Origin of the sequence: Petrimonas sp. (assembly GCF_963921705.1) — a bacterium.
In the GTDB taxonomy this organism is placed as follows: Bacteria; Bacteroidota; Bacteroidia; order Bacteroidales; family Dysgonomonadaceae; genus Petrimonas; species Petrimonas sulfuriphila.
In genome coordinates this window covers 1,751,684-1,777,502 of sequence record NZ_OY997410.1, presented here as the reverse complement: position 1 = coordinate 1,777,502, position 25,819 = coordinate 1,751,684, and the positions used below count along the sequence as shown (strand labels likewise).

Annotated in this window: 17 protein-coding genes, 1 tRNA gene and 1 other RNA gene; 11 read left to right on the top strand and 8 right to left on the bottom strand. The window is 45.2% G+C overall.

Translation table 11 applies throughout. The annotated features are described in order from the left end of the window. Positions 1-46 precede the first annotated feature (46 nt). Entirely contained in the window at positions 47-751 is a 705-nt protein-coding gene (locus AACM02_RS07320) for a porin family protein (RefSeq protein WP_339116528.1), read from the top strand. On the opposite strand, the gene AACM02_RS07315 is transcribed toward AACM02_RS07320, so the two are convergent. The 4 genes from AACM02_RS07315 to AACM02_RS07300 form a co-directional block, all read right to left on the bottom strand. Further along, complete coding sequence (locus AACM02_RS07315; protein ID WP_332456770.1) at positions 738-1,775, bottom strand: glycosyltransferase family 2 protein; 1,038 nt, start codon at positions 1,773-1,775, stop codon at positions 738-740. The two genes, AACM02_RS07320 and AACM02_RS07315, sit on opposite strands and share 14 nt — an antisense overlap. Further along, complete coding sequence (locus tag AACM02_RS07310; RefSeq protein WP_214062204.1) at positions 1,772-2,674, bottom strand: lysophospholipid acyltransferase family protein; 903 nt, start codon at positions 2,672-2,674, stop codon at positions 1,772-1,774. The genes AACM02_RS07315 and AACM02_RS07310 overlap by 4 nt, the downstream gene beginning before the upstream one ends. Positions 2,675-2,685: 11 nt before the next feature. After that, complete coding sequence (mtaB, locus tag AACM02_RS07305; RefSeq protein WP_332456771.1) at positions 2,686-4,005, bottom strand: tRNA (N(6)-L-threonylcarbamoyladenosine(37)-C(2))-methylthiotransferase MtaB; 1,320 nt, start codon at positions 4,003-4,005, stop codon at positions 2,686-2,688. A 197-nt stretch (positions 4,006-4,202) separates the two neighbouring features. Continuing rightward, on the bottom strand, positions 4,203-5,645 hold the full coding sequence (locus tag AACM02_RS07300) for a transposase (RefSeq protein ID WP_339115938.1): 1,443 nt from the start codon (positions 5,643-5,645) through the stop codon (positions 4,203-4,205). 256 nt (positions 5,646-5,901) lie between these two features. Here AACM02_RS07300 and AACM02_RS07295 point away from each other — a divergent pair, with 256 nt between their 5' ends. The 8 genes from AACM02_RS07295 to AACM02_RS07260 all read left to right on the top strand — a co-directional run bounded on the left by AACM02_RS07295 (position 5,902) and on the right by AACM02_RS07260 (position 17,301). Continuing rightward, a complete protein-coding gene (locus tag AACM02_RS07295) occupies positions 5,902-7,548 on the top strand; it encodes an AMP-binding protein (protein ID WP_339116527.1) in 1,647 nt (548 codons plus the stop codon). Between the two features lie 239 nt (positions 7,549-7,787). Continuing rightward, a complete protein-coding gene (locus tag AACM02_RS07290; protein WP_339116526.1) occupies positions 7,788-8,015 on the top strand; it encodes a hypothetical protein in 228 nt (75 codons plus the stop codon). Positions 8,016-8,129: 114 nt separating this feature from the next. Beyond that, positions 8,130-9,929, top strand: coding sequence for an alpha-L-fucosidase (locus AACM02_RS07285; RefSeq protein ID WP_339116525.1), 1,800 nt, complete (start codon positions 8,130-8,132; stop codon positions 9,927-9,929). Between the two features lie 6 nt (positions 9,930-9,935). After that, positions 9,936-10,550: a DUF3256 family protein gene (locus AACM02_RS07280; RefSeq protein ID WP_214063030.1), complete on the top strand. Its 615-nt coding sequence runs from the start codon at positions 9,936-9,938 to the stop codon at positions 10,548-10,550. Positions 10,551-10,555: 5 nt separating this feature from the next. Next, positions 10,556-10,627 (top strand) — tRNA-Arg (locus AACM02_RS07275). A 595-nt stretch (positions 10,628-11,222) separates the two neighbouring features. After that, a complete protein-coding gene (locus AACM02_RS07270; RefSeq protein ID WP_339116524.1) occupies positions 11,223-14,432 on the top strand; it encodes a SusC/RagA family TonB-linked outer membrane protein in 3,210 nt (1,069 codons plus the stop codon). A gap of 26 nt (positions 14,433-14,458) precedes the next feature. After that, positions 14,459-16,063 (top strand): SusD/RagB family nutrient-binding outer membrane lipoprotein, encoded by a 1,605-nt coding sequence (locus AACM02_RS07265; protein WP_339116523.1) that lies wholly within the window; start codon positions 14,459-14,461, stop codon positions 16,061-16,063. A gap of 11 nt (positions 16,064-16,074) precedes the next feature. Continuing rightward, positions 16,075-17,301, top strand: coding sequence for a TlpA disulfide reductase family protein (locus tag AACM02_RS07260; protein WP_339116522.1), 1,227 nt, complete (start codon positions 16,075-16,077; stop codon positions 17,299-17,301). Positions 17,302-17,328: 27 nt separating this feature from the next. Here the strand turns inward: AACM02_RS07260 and ssrA are convergent. Continuing rightward, positions 17,329-17,731: a transfer-messenger RNA gene (gene ssrA, locus AACM02_RS07255) on the bottom strand. Positions 17,732-18,004: 273 nt separating this feature from the next. Between ssrA and AACM02_RS07250 the strand changes: the two genes are divergently transcribed. After that, positions 18,005-18,787 carry a sulfide/dihydroorotate dehydrogenase-like FAD/NAD-binding protein gene (locus AACM02_RS07250; RefSeq protein ID WP_339116521.1) on the top strand — a complete coding sequence of 261 codons (783 nt, stop codon included), beginning with the start codon at positions 18,005-18,007 and terminating at the stop codon, positions 18,785-18,787. A gap of 44 nt (positions 18,788-18,831) precedes the next feature. Further along, positions 18,832-20,298 (top strand): NADPH-dependent glutamate synthase, encoded by a 1,467-nt coding sequence (gltA, locus tag AACM02_RS07245; protein WP_214062080.1) that lies wholly within the window; start codon positions 18,832-18,834, stop codon positions 20,296-20,298. Here gltA and AACM02_RS07240 read toward each other — a convergent pair. From AACM02_RS07240 to AACM02_RS07230, 3 genes are read right to left on the bottom strand one after another with little or no spacing between them, the layout of a single operon-like run. Beyond that, positions 20,287-21,621, bottom strand: a complete 1,335-nt coding sequence (locus AACM02_RS07240; RefSeq protein WP_339116520.1) for a TolC family protein — start codon at positions 21,619-21,621, stop codon at positions 20,287-20,289. The two genes, gltA and AACM02_RS07240, sit on opposite strands and share 12 nt — an antisense overlap. Further along, positions 21,614-24,667 carry an efflux RND transporter permease subunit gene (locus AACM02_RS07235; protein WP_339116519.1) on the bottom strand — a complete coding sequence of 1,018 codons (3,054 nt, stop codon included), beginning with the start codon at positions 24,665-24,667 and terminating at the stop codon, positions 21,614-21,616. The genes AACM02_RS07240 and AACM02_RS07235 overlap by 8 nt, the downstream gene beginning before the upstream one ends. 4 nt (positions 24,668-24,671) lie before the next feature. Next, positions 24,672-25,787 (bottom strand): efflux RND transporter periplasmic adaptor subunit, encoded by a 1,116-nt coding sequence (locus AACM02_RS07230; RefSeq protein WP_339116518.1) that lies wholly within the window; start codon positions 25,785-25,787, stop codon positions 24,672-24,674. Positions 25,788-25,819 lie beyond the last annotated feature (32 nt).

The following is a 25,819-nucleotide window of genomic DNA, read 5'->3' as shown; positions in this document are numbered from 1 at the left end:
TTCATTCCGTTTATAATAACCTTGCTTTAAAATCGTTTAAATTGTAATGAGAAAGATATTCCTTCTGGTTATTGTGCTTTCGGCCTTGTCTGACCCAACATACGGGCAACAACAGAAACTGCAGAACAGGCCATACGCCGACCATAAGATCTTTCACCTGGGATTTACGATAGGGGTGCATACGCAAGACCTGATGCTGACACAATCGGGACACACGGATGAAAACGGCGAGGTATGGTTTTCAGAAATCCCGTCCTATTCACCGGGATTTAGCGTGGGAATCATTACCGATTTGTACCTGAACCGTTTTATGAACCTGCGGGCAATCCCCACATTGCATCTGGGAAGCAAGAATCTTGTATTTAAGGAACAGGCTTCGGGCGAAACGTTTAAAACAGGCTTAAGGAACAATTATGTTACCCTGCCCCTGCAGGTGAAACTGGTGTCCACCCGCATTAACAATTACCGACCTTACCTGGTAGCGGGAACCTACGGCAGTATCGAGCTGGCCTCGCGAAAAAATCAACCAATCTTACTGAAACCCTACGATTACGGAGTTGAAATCGGTATAGGTTGCGATTTTTATTTGCCTTACTTCAACCTTTGCCCCGAGCTCAAATTCTGTTTCGGACTGAACGACATGCTCGAAAAGGACCGATCCGACCTGACCGACAAGGAATTGATAAAATATCCGCTTTCACTGGCCAGAGCCACGCAACGGATGATCGTACTGAGTTTTAATTTTGAGTGACAGGAGTGAGTGGTAAGTCGCTATACGTTTTTTTTCTCTTCACGTAATAATTCCACAAGATACTGCCTTTGAACTTTGTAGGAATATCGGTAACCAATCTTTGTTTTAAATTTTCGCGGCGATCGTGCCGGAAACCGGGCATCATCCTGAAGAAGTCCCTGTGTGCTTCAATAACCGATTTAGCATTGTCGAACTTTCCCATAGATAATAAATGCAAAAAAGCCAACGCATCTAAAATCAACCGGACGGTAAAAACAACAAGCAGGCTCCTTATGCGGGCATTCTTGTACAACATCAACAAGTTGTTCCGGAAATTAAGGTAGGTTTTTCTCGGGTTCTCTTTCTCCAGCGATGCAGCACCCACATGATAAACCACCGATTGCGGCAGGCATTCGATTCTTTTTCCACGCGCATTCAGCCGCCAGCAAAGATCGATCTCTTCCATGTGCGCGAAAAACCGCGCATCGAGGCCACCTGCTTCGAAATAATCTTTCCGGCGGATACACAGGCAGGCTCCGGTGGCCCAAAACACCGGGATTACCGTATCGTACTGGCCCCTATCCTGCTCCACGTTGTCGAGGATCCTTCCCCGGCAAAAGGGATAACCGAACCTGTCCAGAAAACCGCCGCAAGCGCCGGCATATTCAAACCCGGTCTTGTTTCTTTGTGCCAGGATCTTGGGTTGGAGGGCAGAGACACCGGGGTGCTCATCCAGGTAGCTGATCATGGTTGAAAGCCAGTTTTCGGTAGTTTCTACGTCGGAATTCAGCAATACCACGTATTCCGCGTCAACCTGCCGCAATGCCTTGTTATACCCTTCCGCAAAGCCGTAATTCTTATCGAGGACAATGAGTGGCACCTGCGGGAAACGGGTGTTTAGAAAATCAACCGAATCGTCGGAAGAGCCATTGTCGGCAACCACCACTTCGGTTTGGTGATCCAACGTGTGTTGCAACACCACCGGCAGGAACCGCTCCAGTAATTTGCGTCCGTTCCAGTTCAATATCACTACCGATGTCTTCATGCTTCTTGCTTTTTCGACCGGGACCATTTATTATGCGACCATAAATAATATGCCGGATCGTTCAATATCGTTTCTTCCAGTTTCCGGGTATATTTCTCCGTTACAGTAAATTCTTCCTCGGCGCTTGCATCTGCCGTGATTACCGAAAAATTCCCCACATAATGCCCTCGCTCCACCTTTTTTATGTCGAGGTAGACCACTGCTAACCCTAGTTGGCGGGCAATTCGTTCCATACCGGTCTGCAACAACGTATCCTGATTTAAAAATGTAGCCCAGTATTCGTTGTTGTGTTTTCGCGGCCGTTGATCCGTTAAAAATCCGATAACCATAGCCTGACCCTCATTTCTCTTGCGAATGATGGTTCGGTAGGCCGTCTTCATCTCAATGGATAGAGGATTGAACCGGGAGCGGATCTTCAGAAAAAGCTCATCAAAAGCTTTTGACTTCAGGGTCTTGTACACCTGTCCCGGCTCTACTCCGGGCAACAGATACAACGCTATTGAGGGCACCCACTCCCAATTTCCGTAATGCCCCAAGCTTAACAGGCAGGTATTCCCGTCTTTGGTGAGCCGGTTGACAATCTCAGGGTTCTTAAAAACCATGCGCTTGCGAATTTCTTTTTCGGAGATACGCAAGGTTTTTACAGTTTCCACAAAGTAATCACACAGGTGTCGGTAAAATTTCTTCTCGATCTGCAGTATCTCTTCCTCTTTCTTTCGAGGAAAGGAACGCAGAAGGTTTTTTCGGACAATCTTTCTCCGGTAACCGACCAGATAATACACCACTATATAGAGAACATCGGAAAGGATATACAATACCCGGAACGGAAGCATTGCCATAAGGTACGTTGCGCCGTAGAGTGGGTAAAACCCGATTCCTTTTCTGTTTTTCCCGGTCATCCTTTTGCGAATTATTCTCCAAAAACAGCCTCCATAGCCATTTCGTCTTCGTTATACTCTCCTATTTTCACACCGGTTATCTTATTTACGAGCAACGGGTTATAATCCGCATACAACCTCACGTAATTCTCAGTGAATCCGTGCATCCTATTTCCGTGTCGCGTGTGTTCGAAAAGCACTTTTCTGAAACCGTCCTTTTGTGATTCGTAGAAACTACGCAACTTACGGTCGGAGATGTCGTGCAGTTCCTTGCTCCGGTTGTGTTTGGTGCGCGGGTCTACGACGTGCCCAATTTCCAGGGCCTGCGTTCCGGAACGTTCGGAATAAGTAAAGACGTGCAGCTGTGAGAAGTCGATCGACTCAATAAAATCCCGGCCTTCCTCGAAATACGCGTCCGTTTCACCGCGAAGCCCCACAATCACATCCACACCGATGAACGCGTGCGGCATGGCAGATTTTATTCTTTCCACCTTGCGACGGAACAATGCCGTGTCGTATTTTCTCTTCATCAGTTTCAAAACGGCATCGCTGCCAGCTTGCAGCGGAGTGTGGAAATGGGGTGCGAACCGTTTTGAGCCCGCCACAAAATCAATAATCTCATCCGTCAGCAGGTTGGGCTCGATGGATGAGATGCGAAACCGTTCGATGCCTTCCACTTCATCCAGCGCCTTTATCAAATCGAAAAATGTTTCGCCGGTAGTATGCCCGAAGTCCCCGATATTAACACCGGTAAGCACGATCTCCTTTCCTCCCTGTACCACCACATCCTGTGCCTGTTTAACCAGATCGGCAATGGAGCCGTTGCGGCTCCTTCCCCTAGCGTAAGGGATGGTGCAAAATGAACAGAAGTAATCACATCCGTCCTGTACCTTCAAGAAATACCGCGTGCGGTCGTCGGCAGAGCAAGAGGGAACAAAAGTCCTGATTCTATGCGTTTTAGACGTAACAACTTCTCCCTTGTCTTTTTTCTTCAAATCATCCAGATAACGGATAACATCCAGCTTCTGTTCCGACCCCAACACCAAATCCACACCGTCGATGGAGGCAACTTCATCGGGTTTGAGCTGGGCGTAACAACCGGTAACCACTACAAATGCGCCGGGATGGCTTTGAATCATTCTCCGAATGGCCTGACGCCCTTTCTTGTCGGCCAGTTCCGTAACGGAACAGGTATTTATGACACAAATATCAGCCTTCTGCCCTTTCCGGGCACGCAATACTCCGGCATGAAGCAATTGCTTGCCGATAGCAGACGTTTCCGCAAAATTCAGTTTGCAACCCAATGTATAATATGCAGCCGTTTTATTTTCAAAAACAGTTTGATCGATCATGAATAGAAATGTTTAAGTTTCGCTCGTGTTTATTGCCAATGTACAGCTTTAAACGATTTATCTGTTATCGTAACACACGCGAATATTGAATATTTACTCATGTTTCGCACTTCCCTCAAACCATTGACAAAGAAATAGAAGGGAAATGCATTATTATCTATATCTCTGTACTATAACATTTTATATTTTACAATTTCTCAATCGTCCTTAACCATCACCGAACAACACAGTGCAATGATCATGGATTCTGCTTTTGGATTGGCCAACATTTTTTCAAGTAAATCATCGGCATCCATCTCCAATACCTCGCATACTGAGCAGACTAACTCGATGAACAGCCCCCATAGCCGTCTGTCGAGTGTTTCCCTGAGCACATCGGCGTTCATTGACCGATAAAGTGCCCCTTTCGACTCGTAGTTATCGTACCGGAAACGCAGTGTCAATAACAGATAGGCTATCATGCTGATGGTCGTTTCTGCTACCTGGGCGTCAAAGTTACTGGATTGACATCTTCCCAGGTTCAACAATTGCTTCGATTCTCGATTGAACACCTCCACAACCCATCTTACCTGGTAATGCCCGATCAATCCCTTGAACGTCAGTTTCGTGTCCGTCGTCAACAAAACCTTCCATTTGTCATTTTTGCCCCGACGACTAAAGAAAAGGCAGATCTCAACACCTTGGTACAGCACCCTGGCCTGTTTGTACTGGTAACCCAGGGAACGGCAGCGCCTGGGTTTGCCCAGCATGTTATTGATCTGGGCGTGAGTCAGGCTCTTACCCTGATACTCAAACTTAGTCTTTGCAAACTTGTACATCCCGATCAGGTGAACTTCCTTGTCCTTCACACTCCGGATAGCCTGTATCAACGCATCGCAAGTAAACCAGCTGTCCACCAGGACGTAATCAACACGAAGCCCGCGATAGATGGCCGTGAAAAACATCCGCAGGACCATCTGAATCTTGTTCGTGTCCAGTTCTTCCACACGTTTAGCGGTGTACGAGTCCTTGATACGCTTGCAACTGTATTGCTTGCGGATCTGCTTTTTGGTCATCCCAAACGGGCGTTCCTGCTTTTTCCCTTTTTCCCGGTGAAGACTGAAATCCAGTGGTATGGAGGACTTACCGTCCCAGTACATCATCACCAACAGCTTGAATCCAAGCACGTAGCTGTTGGTTACATGATCCCATACCTTCCCGATCTTCTCTATACGCTTCCCGGTTTTAGACAGGGTGGTGTCATCGAAGATCAGGTAACGGGATGAGGTATCATCTACATCACTATCTTTGGACGTCACCGTCAGAAAACGATGCACAAGATGCCACATAAGCATCCGCCAGCATATGATGGAACTGTTCTTCAAGCGATAGAACACATCCTTGCCCATGGTGGAACCTTCACCTGTGGGGCTGTTCAGATAGGAGTTGACCGTCTTGTCTGAACTGACCACCATGGAGACCAGCAGGGCCAGGACCATTTTAAAATCATATCCCCGGGTCTTGAACCATTTGAACTCAGAAAGACCTTCGCTTAGCTTCAACGCCTTGAAGCGGCTAAAAATATCTTCAGCGGAAACCCTGCCGGGGGTAAAGTCCGCTTTCAACTCTTGAATCTTTTTAATATCTTTGTCCTGCAGCATATTTTAATGGTTTGGTTTCCATCGCTAAGATAATCATTTTCAATGATATATTAGCTAAAATATGCTGCTTTTTTTATCTCTTATCCTCTGATTATCAACTTCATTTTTAACTGCGAAACATCAGATATTTATATAAAAAGCCTCGTTTCCAAACCGCAAAAATACAAAATTTGCCTCAATTTAGCGGTAGTATTTCTTTGTCAATCTATAAATTCGTATTATTTTTGCACACAACTTAAATATTTGTGCAAAAATAATGATACAACAGAACTTCATAAAGATTTACGAAGAAAGTTTTAAGACGAACTGGGAATTACCTGCGCTGTCCAACTACAAAGACCAGGAGACTTTATCCTACGGCCAATTGGCTGAAAAAATTGCACGGATACATATCCTGTTTACAGAGCTTGGAATAGAAGAAGGGGATAAAGTGGCGTTGATCGGGAAGAACCACACCAGCTGGTCGGTTATCTTTCTGGCTACTTTCACTTATGGAGCTGTCATCGTACCTATTTTGCACGAATTCAATCCCGAGAGCATGGAGCATATCATTGCTCACAGTGAATCGAAATGTATCTTTATTAACGAAAATATTTGGGAGAACCTGGACAAAGGCAATATTAAGCTTCCTGTTTTTTCGCTTCCATCATTTAACTTGCTTCAAAGCGAAAATAAAAAAACAAGAAATCTTACCGGCAAAATAGATGCTCTTTTTGCAAAAAAATACCCCGCCGGGTTTCACCCGGAAGATGTTGTTTATGCTGACGTGGACAACGATGATGTTATCTGTCTGAACTACACATCGGGAACCACCGGGTTTAGCAAAGGGGTCATGCTCACTGCGAATAATTTTGCCGGGAACATCACCTATGCACATACCCTTGAGCTGCTTTTCCCAGGTGAAAGGGATTTGGCGTTCCTGCCAATGGCTCATGCTTACGGGTGCGCATTCGATTTTCTATATGCCCTTTCTACAGGTGTTCACGTTACGCTCCTTGATATTATTCCTTCGCCGCAAAATCTTATTAAGGCGTTTCAGGAAATCAAGCCGAACATCATTATTACTGTTCCACTTATTTTCGAAAAAATATACAAAAAGAGGATTCTTCCGATTGTCGACAAGCCCATCATGAAAACACTGCTCCAAATCCCGGGAATAAACAACATGATCTACAGCAAAATAAGAAAATCGCTCATCGATTCCCTGGGTGGAAATTTCAGGGAGGTAATCATTGGCGGAGCAGCTTTGGGAAAGGATATTGAAGCGTTTTTCTACAAAATAAAATTTCCCTTTACCGTAGGTTACGGAATGACAGAATGTGCCCCACTGATCTCTTACGACCACCACTATGAATTTGTTCCCACCTCCTGCGGTTCTGTTCTGGCGGGCATCATGGAAGCGAGAATTGATTCTCCCGATCCGGAAAATGTACCGGGAGAGATTCAGGTTCGTGGAGAAAATGTGATGAAGGGTTACTACAAAAACCCGGAAGCCACAAAAGCCGCATTCACCAAAGACGGATGGCTGAAAACGGGCGATTCCGGCATTATGAGAGGCAGAAGGCTCTTTATTAAAGGGCGCATCAAAACCATGATCCTCGGGCCAAGCGGACAGAACATCTATCCGGAAGAGATTGAGGCGAAGTTAAACAACCTCCCGTATGTAGCAGAAAGCCTCGTCGTTGAAAGAGAAAACAAACTGGTGGCGTTGGTTTATCCCGACTTTGCCGCCTTGGAAGCGAGCGGCTTTACTGCCGGTCAACTGCCGCAGATCATGGATGATAACAAAGGTGTTTTAAACAAACAGGTGGCCAATTACGAGAGGATCAGCTCTCTGATAATAGTTGAAAAAGAGTTTGAGAAAACTCCGAAAAAAAGCATTAAACGGTTTTTATATAACTGAGAAACTGTTGCTTCCAAAAAGCCTGCTGTTACGTGAAAACCGCATCTGGAAAGGACTGTTCACGCCACACAGGAAAAAGGACTGGAGCCTCATAACCATTGAACAAAACCGACCGACGATTTTTAATATTATTTAACTATACTTTTTTCGCTAAACATGTTATATAACATAAAAACAATATAACTTTGCGCAGTTTTTTAAAAACAAAGTATTATTGATCGTTTAAAATTATTGAAAAAATGAAAAAAGTATTATTATTTGTAGCTTTGGTAGCTACCCTTGGATTTGCCTCTTGCACAAACAAACAAGCTGAAGCTGAAAAAGCCAGATTAGACAGCCTTGCTGAAGTGGCTAGATTAGATAGCATCGCCGCTGTAGAACAGGCTAAAGCTGACAGCATCGCTGCTGCCGCTGCCGCTGCTGCTGCCGACACTTTGGTTGAAGCTGCCGCTGCTGCCATTAAGTAAGAAGGAGTTCGAAAAAATCACCTGAAGCCATCCTGAGCGGGATGGCTTTTTTATTTGCAGTTCTCTCAAAACAGCTTAACTTTGTGGATATTTCAAAAAACGGATTATACAGATATGAAAAAAACAGTTTTTGTCGCTTTACTTATTTTCGCCGTGTTTTCCTCGTGCGTTTCTAAAGACAAAAAGTACTTCGTAAAAGAACTGGCTTTCCCCGAAAATATTACACCCGAACAGAAAATAAAACTGGCGGCCCACCTCACTCCAACCGACCAGCAATACGAGTGGCAACAGCTGGAACTGACAGCATTCATTCACTTCGGGATGAACACTTTTACTGGCCGTGAATGGGGTGAAGGAAAAGAAGATCCTGCTCTTTTTAACCCGACAGATTTTAACGCGGAACAGTGGGTTGTTTCCCTTCAGGAAGCCGGATTCAAGATGATTATTCTCACGGCCAAACATCACGACGGGTTCTGTCTCTGGCCCACGGCAACCACCAGGCATTCCGTACGGTCATCGCTGTGGAGAGACGGGAACGGCGATGTTGTCCGCGAAGTAAAGAATGCCTGTGACAAGTACGGAATGAAGTTCGGGGTTTATCTCTCACCGTGGGACAGAAACGCCGAAAGTTACGGTGATTCCCCACGATACAATGCGATGTTTGTGGAACAGTTGAAAGAATTACTGAACAATTATGGTGAAGTTCACGAAGTCTGGTTCGACGGTGCTAACGGCGAAGGCCCGAACGGAAAACGCCAGGTTTACGATTGGACGCGTTTTTACCAGGTGATAGACAGTCTTCAGCCCAAAGCAGTGAAAGCCATTATGGGCAACGATGTCCGTTGGGTTGGAAATGAATCGGGGCTGGGACGCGAAACGGAGTGGAGCGTAACCCCTCTGAACCCGGACATTAACGAGGCCGTTGTCGCAGAAAACAACCGGCTGGACATCAACCCCATGTCCAAGGATTTAGGTAGCCGAAACCTTATTGGCGAAGCTAAAAAACTCTATTGGTACCCTTCGGAAGTGGATGTTTCCATTCGTCCGGGATGGTTTTATCATCCTGAGCAGGACCACCAGGTGAAGACGCTGCAGCAGCTGGTCGATATCTATTATCAATCGGTTGGGATGAATTCGGTCCTCCTGCTGAATATTCCTCCCGACAAACGCGGCTTACTGCACGAAGCGGATGTGGCTAGGCTGAAAGAATTTGGCGCATACATCAGGAGTACTTTTGAAAACAACAGGATAAATACCGGAAACACTGCCTGGACCGCCAACAACGGAGAATTCAGGGAATTTACCGTAACCGGCGACACCGTCAACACCGTGATGTTGCAGGAAGACATTAAAAAAGGTCAACGCGTGGAGGTGTTTAAAGTGGAAGGATTTATTCACAATGAATGGAAAAAACTGGCAGAAGGGACTACCATCGGATACAAGCGATTGCTTAAATTTGATGATTGCGCTCCTTCCAGGATCCGGGTAACCGTCACCGAGACCCGCGAAAAAGCTCATATCCTTGCCGTAGGTGCTTATCGCGCCCCTCAGATTTCAGAAACATCCGGCGAATTGAAGCTGAGCGACGTGTCCAAAGAAAAATGGACCGTCAAAAGCCACAGCCCGTTGATTGTGGATATGGGCGAGGTTGTTTCCGTTAAAGGCTTCACCTACAAACCCATCAGTGAAAAAGAAGCGGTCTTCAACTATGCTTTCAGCATGAGCGACGATGGAAAGACATGGACCGGATTGAAAAAAGGTGAGTTCAGCAACATCAAAAACAATCCTATTCCACAATTTGTAAGGTTCGATAATGACCTGAAGGCAAGGTTTTTCCGGTTCGAAACCATTATCGGGACAGAAGGTGGAAAACCAGGTGTATCCATTGATCAAATAGGTATTCTCACTCAATAACATCCAATGAAAAAAATAGTTACCGTATTATTTATTTTTATCGCCACCTCTGCATTTCCGCAGAAAATAGACGATGTTTTTAAAACAATGCCCAACTCCATCTTACCGGGATTATCGGACGGCAACAGGACCATGCTTCTGGTGGATACCGGAAAAACGGTCATCCCCTACTCCCTTGGGGAAATAGAGAAACTGGCTTATGCACCGGATTTTTTAAAAATAAAAACTTCCGGGATTGGCTCAACGCAACTGAAACTATTACCGCTGATCAACGACACCCAGATTATTTGCGTCATTAGAACCGTTTGTGGAAAAGCATGCGACAGCAACATCCGGTTTTACTCTACCGATTGGAAAGAATTGGAAGCAAAAACGCTTTTATCGCATATTTCTGCAGCATCTTTTTTCGATTCATCAAAAAAAGATTCCGAAAATTATAAATTTGCACTATCTTTGCCGGATATTTATCCCGTTTCGGCTGAATTTGAAAACGGCTCAAACGCGTTAACACTGAAACTCGATCTGGAGGGATACCTTTCTGATGAGCAACTAGCAGAGGTTAAGCCGTTTATAAAAAGTGAAACAATCACGCTGAACTGGAACAATATTTCTTTCAGGTAATTTCTGCACCCGTAGTTCAATGGATAGAATATCGGATTCCGGTTCCGACGATGCGAGTTCGAATCTCGCCGGGTGTACTCTCAAAAAAACACATCACTGATATACAACCTATTGCCACTAACCCTTTAAACATATCCACGATTGATACCACGAATTTATTTGCACAGCTACACAATCGTTTTCTTCGTGTGAAATACTTCAACAACAACAATATTTTTTTTAGACTCATAAGTTAAAAAAATTTCCCTAAAGAAAAAATACACAATTGACACCAAAAACATTGTATCAATGATATTTTGTAAATAAAAAAAATGTTTTACCTTTGTACTGTCAAAAAAACAGATGATCGTGAATATCCATCAAGTCAACAATAAAAAAACGTTCAAGTTGCACGAAACTTCGTGCTGTTGTTGTAGGTTATCTGTATTCTTCCGAATGTGTCTCTGACAATTCTACCCCACCCCTTATTTTATTCTCAAACTTTGTCGTGCCCTAATCAGGCATAACTTATTGGTAAATATCCATTAGAGAAGTATTTATCATTTAAGTTACTAAACATAAATAAATTAAAATTAAAGATATATGGATGATAAAATCATAATAATTGAAATGTAAACTAAAAGAAAACTTTGTATCAAATTCAACATTTTAAAATCACTTAAAACAAAAAAAATGAAAAGCAATCAAATTCTTACAATCAAGAATACCCTTACGTTGTTGTTGGGTATTTTTGTCTTATCTATTTCTGCTCAGAATATCACGGTAAGGGGTACCGTAACGTACGCAACATCCGGAGATCCCGTTATCGGGGCTACTGTCCGCGTGGAAAGCGCGACAGGTTCAGGCACGGTAACCGGTGTTGATGGAAATTACGTATTGAACAATGCTCCTACAAACGGAACGTTAGAGTTTAGTTATGTTGGAATGAGAACACGATCGGTTCAAGTCAACGGCCGTACAGTTATTGATGTTGTCATGGCAGAAGACAGTGAATTATTGGACGAACTGGTGGTTACTGCGCTGGGGATCAAAAGAGATAAAAAAGCTTTGGGATATGCAGTCCAGGGTGTATCAAGCGATGTGTTCAAAACACGCCCTACCAATACGTTGAGCGCGCTGGCAGGTGTTGTATCCGGTCTTCAGGTAATTTCAAGCGGAGGCAATATGGGTGGATCGTCGCGCGTTACATTGCGAGGAATCAACTCAATTACGGGTAACAACCAGCCTCTTTATGTTATTGATGGCGTACCGCTCGACAATACCGATTTGAACACCTCGTTAACCATTAACGGAAGCGCGGGAAAAGATGTGGGAAGTACCATTCAGGATATCAATCCCGATGATGTTGCCGAAGTAAGCGTACTGAAAGGGCCTTCCGCTGCGGCCTTGTACGGTTCCAGAGCTGCTAACGGAGTAATACTCATTACTACCAAAAGAGGAACAACCGAACAAGGGAAGATAAATGTTGAACTGAACACCGGAATAGAATTCGAGAATATCGCACGTTTGCCCGAGCGCCAGAAGCTTTACGGAGGAGGTTACAATACAACTTTTTCTACAGCAACGATTGATGGGCGGGAATACAAAATTGTGGATTATGCTTCAGACGAAAGCTGGGGGCCAAAATTAGACGGTACGCCTGTATTGCATTGGTATAATCTTGATCCGGAATATCCAAGCGATTATTTAAAACCTGAACCTTGGGTTTATCCAAAGCACGATGTGACGTATTTCTTTAAAACCGGCGTTTCCAATACCAACAACATTTCACTGTCACAGTCTTCCGACAAGCACTCCATTCGTTTGTCGTTGACAAACAGGAATGTAACCGGAACGGTTCCCAATTCATCTTTAGACAGAAACTCGGTAAATATTTCGGGTTCAACCAATGGAAAGTATGTGTCGTTCTTTGGTACTTTTAATTATTTAAAAAACAAGTCACTGGGGCGTCCGTGGACAGGAGCTTCCAACCGAAACATCATACTTGAAGCATACCAGTGGGGAATGGTACAAATTGATTATAAAAAGTTACAGGAATATAAGCGTCCCGATGGCACACCTCGTGCATGGAACCGAACCGGATACAGAAACACCGTTGAAGATGAACGGACAAAATATATCGATAATCCATACTGGTCGGCATATGAAAGTTATCTGGAAGAAGATCGTGACAGGTTGTACGGTAATGTAGGGATAGAAATTACGCCTTTGGACTGGTTATCTGTTACCGGACGAATTAATGGCGACGTATATCAATACAACTCACAAGACCGTATCGCCGTTTATTCTCGTTCGCAATCATCCTATTCCGAGTACAGTCAAAATTACAACGAGTTTAATTATGAATTATTGGCTACAATAACAAAAAACTGGAGTGACCATTCGCTTGTTTCCAATATCGGAACAAATTACTTGCAGAGAAAGAGAAGAATAAGCGACATGGTGACTTCGGGTGGATTGATCGTGCCGAATTTCTACAGCTTAACCAACGCTACTTCAACCATCATTAATCCTATAACCGGTTTTTACGACAAAGCACTCGCTTCTGTTTACGGCAGCGTTTCGTATGGGTGGCGAAGCACAGTTTATGTAGAAGGAACATTGCGAAACGATTGGTCATCCACCTTGCCTAAGGAAAACAACTCCTATTTATATCCTTCCCTGACCTCTTCCGTTATTTTGAGTGAGCTATCGGGATTGAAAAACAGCAATTGGCTTTCGTTTGCAAAACTTCGACTGGGTTGGGCACAGGTAGGTAACGATACTGATCCTTATCAACTGTATAAAGTTTACGAATCACTTCCTGCCATAAACGGAAATATAGCTTATACGTTACCGAGCCAGTTGAATAACCTGAACCTGAAACCCGAAATTACGTCGTCTGTTGAAACAGGATTACAGCTGCAGTTTCTCAGGAATCTGATCGGACTGGACATTACGTATTATAACAACACAAGCCGTAACCAGATTATTTCACTTCCGACTTCCGACGCGTTTGGCTACACAACGAAACTGATCAATGCCGGTGAGATAAATAACCGGGGCTTCGAAGTGACACTTACAGCAAATCCTGTACAAACAAAGAATTTCGGCTGGAGCTCGATCATTAACTTCTCAAAAAATAAAAACAAAATTGTCAAGCTTTCCGATGCTGTTTCAAAGCTGGATTTAAGTACCACCCTGGTTAGTCTGTCTGCTCAAGAAGGTGAAAGTTACGGACAATTATTCGGTTACGACTTCGTGTTTGCTCCTGATGGAAGAAAAGTTGTAGGCTCGGATGGCCTTTACATGCGTACCCAACAATTACAACCCCTCGGAAGTGTTTTGCCGAATTATCTCTGGGGTTTTCAAAATCAGTTCAGATTCAAGAATTTCAATCTGGGTTTTCTCATCGATTCGCGCGTGGGCGGAAAATTCTTTTCTCAAACCTATAAAGTTGCCATGTATTCCGGCATATTGCCTGAAACTGCTGCAAACGGCATTCGCGAAACCGGTGTGATAATAGACGGAGTCAAAGCTGATGTGGCATTCCATGCCGACGGCACGTATACGGTTTCGAACATGGCAGAAAACACCACAAAAGTATCGGCACAAGCTTGGGCACGAAATCATTATAACGGCCCGACCACGTTCGATATTTTCGACGCTACATTTATTAAATTCAGGGAGTTAACGTTGGGTTACGACTTTAAATTACCACAAGAAAGTTTTATACAAAACATCAATGCATCGCTTTACGCACGCAACTTGTTTTATATATACAGAACAAGCAAGATCATTGATCCCGAGTTGACCAACAGCGGTGGAAACGTACAAGGCATTGAAGGTGGAAACCTGCCAACCCCTATCACTTACGGTTTGAACTTAAATTTTAGATTCTGATTTCTAACGAAAAAATAACTATTGATATGAAACGAGCATCAAAATTATTTACACCCAAGAACACGATTAAAAGCGAGTTCCATGCGATACCTTTGAAAGCAACAAAAATATATTTGACAATAACCGGGTTGATCTTGATTGTTTTAACGTCGTGTATCAACGAAGATTTAAACATCGATCCCAATCGGCCTACTTTTGTGCCTACTACGTCGTTGATTGTAACTGCAGAAAAAAAATTAGTGGATAATCTTCGTAACGAAAGTGTTTCGTTGCGTGGCTCGGCACTGTTTGTTCAGCAATTAAGTCAAAACACCTATACAAGCCAATCGAGATACGATATTCCTTTTGGTTATTCGGCCGAATATTGGAGTGGATTGTATAAAGTACTGAATAATTTACAGGAGATTATAGATTTGAACACCGATCCATCCACGAAAGATATTGTAACTGCCAGCGGAGCCGGACGAAACGCCAATCAAATTGCTATTAGCCGCATCCTGAAATCGTATGCGTATTATGCCCTAACCGATGTTTTTGGAAATATTCCGTACAATTCTTATGGAAATAACGACCCCGACTTTCAGGCGTTGCAACAAGATCCCGATAATATTACGCCCAAATATGCTTCTCAGGAAAAAATTTATCCGGATATCTTGAACGAATTAAAACAAGCCGCCGACACATTACTCAAGTATTCAAATGAAGTAACTTTTGGTAAATCAGATATAATATATGCCGGAAATAATGGTAAGTGGGCAAAATTTGCGAATTCGCTTCGTCTTCGTTTCTCTACCCGGCTAAAGGCTAAAAATCCGGATCTGTATCAGTCGCATTTTTCCGATGCGTTGAACAAGGGGGTGTTCACCTCGAATGACGATAACGCCGTTTATAAATACTCCACTGTCGCTCCGAACGAAGCTCCGTTATATAGAGCAACCGTTACCGCAAATCGGAAAGATTTTGCTATTTCTCACATTTTTGTTAATTTGTTGAAAGGGGAAAATTCCCAACTGCCAGTAGCTGATCCGCGATTAAGCGTTTATGCACTAAAAAACAGTGCCGGTAATTTTGTAGGGCTACCTTACGGAATGACTGAAGCCCAGGCAGGTAAATTCTCGGCTCAAAACATAAGTTTGCCGGGCGCGTTGTACAACGCAGCAAACTACGGGGAAGTTTTGCAGGAATACAGCGAAGTTGCTTTTCTGATTTCAGAATTTAATGAATGGAGTCAATCCGACTATGAAAAAGCGGTTCAGGCATCGTTGGAAAAATGGGGAATACCGTCAGCAGATATCCAAAATTATGTAAATGCATTACCTGCGGCAAATCAGCAAAACGTATTAAACCAGAAGTATATAGCACTGTTTACTCAATTTTTGGAAAGTTGGAGCGAATATCGCCGTACGGGGTATCCGAATTTTCTGGTTAAAAGAAATGACGTAGTATTCAACGGAATCGTCGAAGGTGAAAATGTTTCTTACACTTTTAATCCGTTGTTTGGAGATGGGGGTGTGCCTTCGCGATTGTATTACCCGGTAAAGGAACAAACTGTAAATAAAGAAAGTTATCAGGACGCCATTGCTTCACAAGGCGGAGATGTGATTGAAACCAAATTGTGGATATTTAAGTAAAACTGAAGATTATGCGAAGATTAATAGTAATAACAATTGTAATCAGCACGTTGATTGCATCGTGCACATTACAAGACACTCCAAAATTAAAGGAGGGAGTCTGGAGAGGTGAATTGGCTGTACAGGATAAATGGACGCCGTTTATTTTCGAAGTAAAAACGATGGGGAATGACTCTGTCGCGGTAGTTCTTAGGAATGGGGATGAAAGAGTTGAACTTTCTAATGTTACTTTCTCCAACGATTCAGTAACCATTCCGATTGAGGCATACGACGCTTTTATCAGGGCAAAACTAAATGGAAAGAATCTCGAAGGGAGATTCCTGAAAAATTACATTGAAAATGATCAGGGTGTCCCTTTTAGAGCAGAGTTTAATCAGACAGACAGATTCCCGGTTGTCTCCAATCCGTCTGAAATTAGAATTGATGGTAAATGGGATATCCATTTTGTTGACGAGAAAAGCGATACCACACGCAATGTTGGTGTATTCAAGACCGATAATAACACAGTAACCGGTTCAGTTCTGACAAACGCAGGAGACTTGCGTTTTCTGGAAGGGAATTATACCGATACTGGCGTCCAACTTTCGGCGTTTAGCGGTTTAAGTCCTTATTTGATTGAAATTTCTTTTCGTGATAACGATAATTTTGATGGCCAGTTTTATACAACACGCGGTATTACGAAATTGATTGGAGTAAGAAATGACCAAGCGTCTTTAGCAGACCCCTATACGCTTACTAACATGAAGCCTGGCTATGAATCATTACATTTTTCACTTCCAAATCTCGATGGAGAACTGGTTTCTGTAGATGATAACCGCTATAAAGACAAAGTGGTTATTGTTTCTATTTTAGGTAGCTGGTGTCCAAACTGTCTTGATGAAATGGAATACTTGTCTCCCTGGTACAAGGAAAATAAAAACCGTGGAGTGGAAATCATCGGACTTGCATTTGAGCGTAAAGATGATTTGAATTACGCGAAAAGCACGCTCTCCCGATTGATAAATAAATACAATGTTGATTATGAAATTCTCTTCGCCGGACAATTGGGGGATGCCACGGTTCAAAAAGTTCTTCCCGAGATTGATAAACTCTCCAGTTATCCCACGACTTTTTTTATCGACAAAAAAGGAAAAGTCCGTAAAATACATACCGGATTTACCGGGCCGGCCACCGGTTTATTTTACGAAGAATTCAAGAAAGATTTCAATTCGCTAATCGATAGTTTACTTTTGGAATAATAGCTGAGTTGTTTTTACTCAATTTCTCAGTGGACCTGGAGGGATTCGAACCCTCGTCCAAACGAGGAATTAATTTGCTTTCTACATGCTTAGTCTCATTTTAATTGTAGGGAAAGAGCGCGACTGAAACCACCAAACTCCATCCTTAGCTTTTTAATTTCGGAAAGGAGCCAAAGCTTCTCCCCTCCTATCTCCGATTTGCCTGCACCACCTGATCGGCACGCTTCGAAGCCACAGCTTCCGGGTGATGTCCTGTCCCGGCACCTTGGCCGGGATTAAGCGATTAACCTACTGTACTTCGGTTACGCAGCAAGAGCGTAATTGTTATTATTGCCAGTTATAGCTTTGAAGATTGATATTAAAGTGCAAACCAACAACGCACTGCATGCTTACAAACCACTTCTGCCCGCTGTCAAAACCGGTCAAGCCCATAATTGAATCGTGTAATTCGACACAAAGTTAATGAATTGGTTTAAAACGAACAAATTTTTCTTTTCAGTGTATAATGCCCCGCAAATACGCATGTACTTATCAACAGCAAACATCCAACTTCAGTGAACGGTTTAGCGATTTTTATAACACCTGTATAAGTTCAAGCATGCAAGGGAAAGAGGAGTTGCCACATTTTCGACCACAATTTGAAGGGTAATCTCCTCGTTTTTTGAATTAAAATCTATATTTTTGTAAAAAATTACCAGATCGAATGAACAAAATTATAGCGAAGGAGAATTTTTCCGACAAAGTTGTCAAGTTTGAGATTGAAGCCCCGTTGATTGCCAGAAGCCGTAAAGCCGGTCACTTTGTGATGGTCAGGGTGGGCAAGAAAGGGGAAAGGGTGCCTTACACCATCGCCTCGTCAGACCCCGTGAAAGGTACCATAACCCTGGTGATTCAGCGGGTTGGAAAATCTTCAGAAAAAGTTTGCCAACTGGAGCCGGGAGGCTATATTACGGATTTGGTCGGCCCGTTGGGAAAGGCCACGCACATTGAAAATTTCGGTACGGTCCTTTGTGCCGGAGGAGGTGTGGGTGTTGCCCCCATGCTTCCGATAATTGAAGCCATGAAAAATGCGGGCAACCGGGTAATTACCGTCCTTGCCGCCAGAAACAAAGACCTGATCATCCTGGAAGATCAGGTACGAAAATTTTCAGACGAAGTGATCGTTATGACCGACGACGGCTCATACGGACAAAAGGGATTGATCACTGCCGGAGTGGAGCAGGTAATTCTGCGCGAACCGGTTGACCTGTGCGTTACTATCGGCCCGGCAATCATGATGAAGTTCGTATCGGAGCTGACGAAAAAATACAGTGTGCCCACCGTTGCCTCACTCAACACGATTATGGTTGACGGCACCGGGATGTGCGGCGCCTGCCGGGTGACGGTGGGTGGGGTCACCAAGTTCGTCTGCGTGGACGGGCCGGAGTTTGACGCCCATCAAGTAGATTTCGATGAGATGCTGATGCGGCTGAAAGCGTATAATTGATCAGAACAAAGAACAAGTAACAAAGAGCAAAGAACAGAGAATAAATGCCTACACAAGAATATCTGCAAGCAGAAAGAGCACAGTTGTGGCGCGAAGAGTTGCGCAAAACGCTAAAAAACAAGGAGAGAACCAACCTCGTTCGCGTAAAAATGCCGGAAGTGGATGCGACAATCAGAAGCCGCACATACGATGAGGTCAATCTGGGACTGACTCCGGAACAAGCGCAAGCCGAATCTCAACGGTGCCTCGACTGCGTTAATCCCACCTGTATTACCGGTTGTCCGGTTGAAATAAACATCCCCAAGTTCATCAAGAACATCGAACGTGGAGAGGTGCTGGAAGCGGCTAAAGCGCTAAAAGAGACCAGCGCCTTACCTGCGGTTTGCGGTAGGGTTTGTCCACAGGAAAGGCAGTGTGAAAGCCAATGTTTTTACACCCTGAAACTGGGCAAGGAGCCTGTAGCTATTGGTCATCTGGAACGGTTTGCCGCTGACTTTGAACGCAAAAGCGGCAACATTTCCATTCCCGAGATTGCTCCGGCAAACGGTATAAAGATTGCCGTCGTGGGATCCGGCCCTGCCGGGCTGGCTTTTGCCGGCGACATGATTAAACTGGGTTACGACGTTACGGTTTTTGAAGCATTGCATGAACTGGGGGGCGTTCTCCGCTACGGGATCCCCGAGTTTCGCCTGCCCAACGATATCGTGGATATAGAGATTGATGTTTTGAAAAAAATGGGTGTTAAGTTCATCACCAACTGCATCATCGGGAAAACCATTTCACAGGAAGAGTTGAAAGCCGACGGCTATCGGGGTATCTTCATCGGAAGCGGTGCGGGATTGCCGAATTTCATGAATATTCCGGGCGAAAATCTGATCGGAGTGATGTCGTGTAACGAATACCTCACGCGGGTAAACCTGATGCAAGCAGCAGACCCCGAAAGCGATACCCCCGTACAAATGGGGAAAAAAGTCGCCGTTATCGGAGGAGGCAATACCGCGATGGATGCCGTACGAACAGCTCGCCGGCTGGGTGCGGAAAAAGCAATGATTGTTTACCGCCGTTCGGAAGAAGAGATGCCTGCACGTCTGGAAGAAGTGAAGCATGCCAAAGAAGAAGGAATAGATTTCCTGACATTACACAATCCTATTCGTTACGAAGGGGACGAGCGAGGACATGTACAGCGGATGCTGCTGCAACGGATGAAGTTGGGTGACCCCGATTCTTCCGGCAGGAGAAAGCCGGTGGTGATCGAAGGGGATACGGTCTGGGTGGACGTAGACGAAGTTATCGTGAGTGTGGGAGTATCGCCCAACCCACTGATCCCATCCTCTTTTTCGGGCCTGGAGATCACTTCGTGGGGAACCGTTGTGGTAAATTCAGACACCATGCAAACTGCCGATGAGACCATTTTTGCCGGCGGCGATATTGTCCGGGGCGGAGCAACAGTGATCCTTGCCATGGGTGACGGCAGAAAAGCAGCCAAGGCGATGCACGCATCAATGAGTTGACAGGTACTCCCCTATCCTTCCGCTGATCTGTAACAATGAAATTTCGTAAAGTTTGGTGCGGTACTGTGCGGTGAGTAATCGCTGCTCGGCCTGAAGAAGGCTTACCTGTGCTTCACGCAACAGAATCCCCGAAAGGTCGCCCAGCTTGTACCTGTCCATCGCAATCTCGTAGTTGATCTGCGCATTTTCCAGGCTTTCCTTTTCGAGGTTAGTGAGTTGTATATTGTTTTGATAGGCAAGCCACATATTGGCAAAATCGCTTTGCAGCATAAGCTTCTGCCTTTCCACTTGAAGTTCTCGGTTGTCTATCCGGATCCGTGCATTTTTCTGTTCACGACTCCTATTAAACCCGTCGAAAATGGTAAAACCAAGCGTAACCCCTACCGTAGGGCCCCAGGTCCGCTGCTTGTCGAAATTCCCTTTGGTGTAGTCGTAGTGTGTGAATCCGTATCCGCCGTTCAGCCTCAGGTAAGGATAATTCTGGCTTTGCAGCGTTTTCAAATCGAGTTCGCTCAGCACCTTGTTTTTTTCGGTCAGGAGCAGTGCGGTATTTACTTTCATCATGTTGTCGTAAAGCGCGGGTTTCGACAGCATCGGGTCAAACGAAATGGTTGTATCGGCAGCCATAAACTGCTGTTCAACATTACCTGTACCCATCATCTCATTCAACAGAATGCGCGAACTGTGCAAAACCTCGTATTGCTGAATCAATTGTGAGCTATCGGCATTAAAATCCACACGTGCCTGCTGCAGGTCGAGCCGGGAGAGAGACCCTATCTGGTAACGTGCCTCTACTATGCGCAGCCGTTCACGTGAGAGGTTTAGCGCCTGGCGTAAATTCCGCATGCGTAACGTTTGCTGAACGTAGTTATAGTATTCAGCCGAAATACCGGCAATAAAGTTTTCCACCTCCAACCGAGTATTCAGTTCACCCACCGATTTCAGTTCCTGCAGACGTTTATGGTTTGTTTGAACCTTAAATCCCTCAAAGAGGGTCCAGTTCAGGTTTAAACCTGCATCAAGCGTTTGTGTAGCTGAATTCCTCGTCGCAACGGCCTCGTTCCCGTCGGCCGGATACTGATCGGTGTTACTTTCCCGAACACTATAACCTGAGCTCAGTCCCAAGGAGGGGAGGAACCCGGCGTTGCCCAACGTTTGGTTATTGTCGGATATTCGTTGTTCGTTCCTGGTTATTTTCAGGTCATAGTTGTTCTCCAACCCGATACGTATCACTTCATTTAAATCTATAACTGCCTGTGCAGCCGATAAAAAAGGGAGCAGAAGCACAATAGCCGGAAGAGCGAATCTCTTTAATTTAAACATGTTGAACTTCGATGTTTTCTTTTGTTTTCGATTTTCTACTGGTGGATACATACATGTACATGGCCGGAACGACAAACAACGTTAACAGTGTGGAAATAAGCATGCCGCCAACTACGGCAATACCCATTGCAATACGTCCGTTGGCTCCTTCTCCGGTGGCCATTGCCAGCGGCAACAACCCCAGTATCGTGGATATACTTGTCATTAATATCGGGCGTAAACGCTGGATGGAGGCGCCCATCACCGCGTCGTACTTGTTCATTCCCGCTGCCTGACGCTGGTTGGAAAACTCAACGATAAGGATTCCGTTCTTGGCGACCAAACCGATCAACATAATGATCCCGATCTGGCTGTAAATATTCATGGTAACCCCAAACAACCACATAAAGAGCAAGGCGCCAAAAACAGCTAACGGAACGGTAAGCATAATTACGAACGGGTCTTTGAAACTCTCGAATTGTGCGGCCAATACCAAGAAAATAAGTATAATGGCCAGCCCGAAAGCGAAAAGCAAACTGGAAGAGCTTTCACGAAAGTTTCTCGATTCGCCTTCCAGCGCCGTCCGAAAGGTTTCGTCCAGCACTTCTGCCGCGATCCTGTCCATCTCTTCCAACCCTTCGCCCAGCGAATACCCTTGTGCCAAGCCGGCTGAAACGGTTGCTGAGTTAAACCGGTTGTATCGGTACAACTGCGGGGGAGCAACGGTTTCTTCGAGTTTGACCAGGTTGTCCATTTGGATCATCTGTCCCGAGGAATTTTTCAGGTAGATGGTTTTCAGATCAAGCGGTGTGTTCCGTTGCTGGCGGTTTATTTCTCCCAGCACCTGATATTGTTTCCCGTTCATGTAAAAGTAACCCATGCGCTGGCCGCTTAATGCATATTGCAAGGTTTGCCCGATATCGCGGGTGCTTACGCCCAGCAGAGCTGCCTTATCCCTATCGATCACGATTCGGGTTTCGGGCTTGGTGAACTTCAGGTTGACGTCGGCCATCTGAAAATAAGGGCTTTGATTCACCTTTTCCATAAATGGAGGGATAAACTCCTGAAGTTTTTCGATGTTGGGCGCTTGCAAGATATACTGGATAGGCATCCCGCCACGACGGCCGCCAAAAGTGGACTGCTGCTGCACAAACGCACGGGCTGCCGTCTGGTTTCTAACCGCAGCAGACAACGCATCGGCCACTTCCATCTGGCTTCTTTCGCGCTCCTTAATGTCCGGCAAAACAAGCCGGACCATTCCGAAAGTACCCCTGATCATGGTAATGTTTGATTCTCTTTCCCAGGCCACGGAATCTGCAATTCGTGAAATACCTTCGGTATAATCTCTTGTAAACTCAAAAGTCGCCCCTTCTGGGGTAGAAGTCCGGATCATAATTTGTGATCGGTCTTCCAGGGGAGCCATCTCGGCCGGAATGGTATTCCACAAAACCACAATAAGTACCAATGCCACCCCAATAACCGGATAAATCAACCACCTACGGTGAAGAAACGCCTTCAGCGACCTATTGTAAAAAGCATTCATTCCCTGGAAGAACTTCTCGGTCTTTTCATAGATCCTATCGTGTTTTTCTTTCTTTTTCAGCAGTTTCGACGAGAGCATCGGAACAAAGGACAGTGCAACAAAAGACGAAATTATTACCGCTCCCGAAATAACGATACTGAACTCCCTGAACAAGCGTCCCGTCATTCCTTCCAGGAAGATTATCGGAAAGAATATGGCGACCAGCGTAATGGTCGTGGATATAACGGCAAAAAATATCTCTTTCGAACCTTCCACAGCCGCATCCCTAGGAGACATTCCCTGTTCCACTTTCGCATAAATGTTTTCTACTACCACGATGGCATCGTCCACCACCAGTCCCACGGAAAGCACCACCGCAAGCATGGAAAGCACGTTGATGGAAAATCCCGCCAAATACATGATAAAGAATGTCCCGATAAGCGAGATGGGGATAACCAGTGTGGGAATAAGCGTTACACGGGTATTTCTCAGGAAGAGGAAGATTACCAGCACCACCAGCACAAAAGCAACCAAAACCGTCGTTTGCACTTCGGAGATGGACGCACGGATAAACCGTGTATTATCGAAAGCGACATCGAGCTTAATATCTTCAGGCAAGTCCTTGCGCATCTGATCTATTCTCAATGCAGCCTCGTTGGCAATCACAATCTGATTGGCCCCGGGTTGCGGAATGATCACACAGCTGACCATAGGTATACCGTTACGCCTGAGGATATTTTTCCGGTTTTCCGTATCCAGTTCTGCCGTTCCGATATCGCCAAACCTTACGATCCGGTAATCGTCCTCGATAATCACCATGTTGTTAAACTCTTCAGGGGTCTGCATCAGCCCCATGGTGCGGATAGATTGCTCAATATGGTCTCCCTCGATGCTTCCGGCCGGCAGTTCAATATTTTCCCTGTCCAGGGCATTTTTCACATCCATGGGGGTAATGTTATAGGATGCCATTCTTACCGGATCGAGCCACAAGCGCATCGAATACCGGTTTTCTCCCCAAATCTCCACCGCACTCACGTTGGAGATGGTCTGCAAACGCTCCTTCACGGTAAGCTCGGCTATTTCGGACAATTGCAACAGCGAGCGTGTGGGGCTTTCGACCGTAACCTGCATAATCGGGTCGGCATCGGCATCGGCTTTGGCAACCGTTGGAGGATCCGCATCACGAGGCAAATATCGCATAGCCCTGGAAACCTTGTCGCGCACATCGTTGGCAGCCGTTTCCATATCAACGGTCAATTCAAATTCAACCGTTATCCTCGAGCTTCCCTGGCTACTCTGACTCATCAGCGAGCGAATGCCGGGAATACCGTTGATGTTTTGTTCAAGCGGCTCTGTAATCTGGTTCTCAATCACTTCGGCATTCGCGCCGGGGTAACTCACAGAAACCGTGATGATGGGATTATCCACGTTGGGATACTCGCGTACGGCCAGGCTGGTATATCCGATTATCCCGAAAATGATGATGATCAGCACCATCACCGTGGCCAATACCGGACGATTTATACTGAGTTCGGATAAGGTCATGCTGTTACTCTGTTGGGTTGGAAATTATTTCTGAAATTTTCACCGGCAACCCGTTTCTCAACTGCATCACACCGGTCACCAGCAACGTATCTCCTGCGGAAAGTCCGGAAAGGACCTGTACAGAAGATGCTGTCCGGTACCCTTTGGTTATCTCCACCTCTTGTGCCACTCCATTCCTGTAAACGTAGGCTATATCCCTTCCCATTTCGGTAATGCTCGAGATGCTGGGTATAACGATGGCATCGGGGATTTCACTGATTAGTGTCTGAATGGAGGCGGAAATGCCCGGCTTCAGTTTTCCGCCCGGATTGTCGTACCGTGCACGGGCTTTCAGCGTGAGCGTCTTGGGATCCAACTGTGACTCCACGGCATACACCTCTGCCTCGTATGTGGTTAAGTCGTTGGCTACCGTAAAGGTTATTTTCGCCCCGGGAGGTATCTGACTGACCTGATTTTCGTTCATGGAAAATTCCAACTTCAACGGTGAAATTTTCGTCAGTTTCGAAACGATCACTGCGGGTGACGCATATGCTCCCACGCTAACCTGGCGCAAACCGATGACTCCGCTGAACGGCGCTCGCAGTTCGGTCTGTGCAATCCTTGATTCTATCAGGTCGATATCGGCTTTTAGTTTTTCCAGTTCGGTGGTGACCGTCTGGTAGGTCTCCTGGCTGATCGCATCTTTTTCCAACAGGGTTCCCTGTCTGAAAACCCGATCCTGCGCCAAAGGAAGCTGTGTCTGAAGTTTTCTTAATTCAGCTTGTAAAGGTGCGTCGTTGACCTTGGCGAGCAGCGCTCCCTGAGCAACAAAAGATCCTTCCCGAAAATAGATATGGGTAATTTTGCCGGAGGTTTCAAAAGTGAGATCAACCTCTTCCTCGGGTAATAAAACACCCCGGGCAATATAAAGGTCGCTGCGCAGAAGCTGCGGTCGCAAAATCGCAGCAGTCACGCTCAACTGCTGTCTTCCTGCTCCTCCTCCGCCACCTCTGGGTGGTCTCTGACTTTCTTTTTGTGGATTACCGGAGGAAAACATCGATTTAATTTTCGGGAAAAAAGCCATTCCCAAGATCAGCAAACCAATAACTGTAAACAGTGTGATTTTGGTGTTTTTATTCATTATTTAGTCCAAATTTGGCCAAATTTAGCGAT

Bases quoted from the DNA above. Each gene is read 5' to 3' on its own strand.
- AACM02_RS07250 (WP_339116521.1), top strand. From the start codon at position 18,005: ATGAACAAAATTATAGCGAAGGAGAATTTTTCCGACAAAGTTGTCAAG.
- AACM02_RS07230 (WP_339116518.1), bottom strand. From the start codon at position 25,787: ATGAATAAAAACACCAAAATCACACTGTTTACAGTTATTGGTTTGCTG.
- gltA (WP_214062080.1), top strand. From the start codon at position 18,832: ATGCCTACACAAGAATATCTGCAAGCAGAAAGAGCACAGTTGTGGCGC.
- AACM02_RS07320 (WP_339116528.1), top strand. From the start codon at position 47: ATGAGAAAGATATTCCTTCTGGTTATTGTGCTTTCGGCCTTGTCTGAC.
- AACM02_RS07285 (WP_339116525.1), top strand. From the start codon at position 8,130: ATGAAAAAAACAGTTTTTGTCGCTTTACTTATTTTCGCCGTGTTTTCC.
- AACM02_RS07260 (WP_339116522.1), top strand. From the start codon at position 16,075: ATGCGAAGATTAATAGTAATAACAATTGTAATCAGCACGTTGATTGCA.
- mtaB (WP_332456771.1), bottom strand. From the start codon at position 4,005: ATGATCGATCAAACTGTTTTTGAAAATAAAACGGCTGCATATTATACA.
- AACM02_RS07235 (WP_339116519.1), bottom strand. From the start codon at position 24,667: ATGACCTTATCCGAACTCAGTATAAATCGTCCGGTATTGGCCACGGTG.
- AACM02_RS07270 (WP_339116524.1), top strand. From the start codon at position 11,223: ATGAAAAGCAATCAAATTCTTACAATCAAGAATACCCTTACGTTGTTG.
- AACM02_RS07280 (WP_214063030.1), top strand. From the start codon at position 9,936: ATGAAAAAAATAGTTACCGTATTATTTATTTTTATCGCCACCTCTGCA.
- AACM02_RS07295 (WP_339116527.1), top strand. From the start codon at position 5,902: ATGATACAACAGAACTTCATAAAGATTTACGAAGAAAGTTTTAAGACG.
- AACM02_RS07290 (WP_339116526.1), top strand. From the start codon at position 7,788: ATGAAAAAAGTATTATTATTTGTAGCTTTGGTAGCTACCCTTGGATTT.
- AACM02_RS07310 (WP_214062204.1), bottom strand. From the start codon at position 2,674: ATGACCGGGAAAAACAGAAAAGGAATCGGGTTTTACCCACTCTACGGC.
- AACM02_RS07240 (WP_339116520.1), bottom strand. From the start codon at position 21,621: ATGTTTAAATTAAAGAGATTCGCTCTTCCGGCTATTGTGCTTCTGCTC.
- AACM02_RS07315 (WP_332456770.1), bottom strand. From the start codon at position 1,775: ATGAAGACATCGGTAGTGATATTGAACTGGAACGGACGCAAATTACTG.
- AACM02_RS07300 (WP_339115938.1), bottom strand. From the start codon at position 5,645: ATGCTGCAGGACAAAGATATTAAAAAGATTCAAGAGTTGAAAGCGGAC.
- AACM02_RS07265 (WP_339116523.1), top strand. From the start codon at position 14,459: ATGAAACGAGCATCAAAATTATTTACACCCAAGAACACGATTAAAAGC.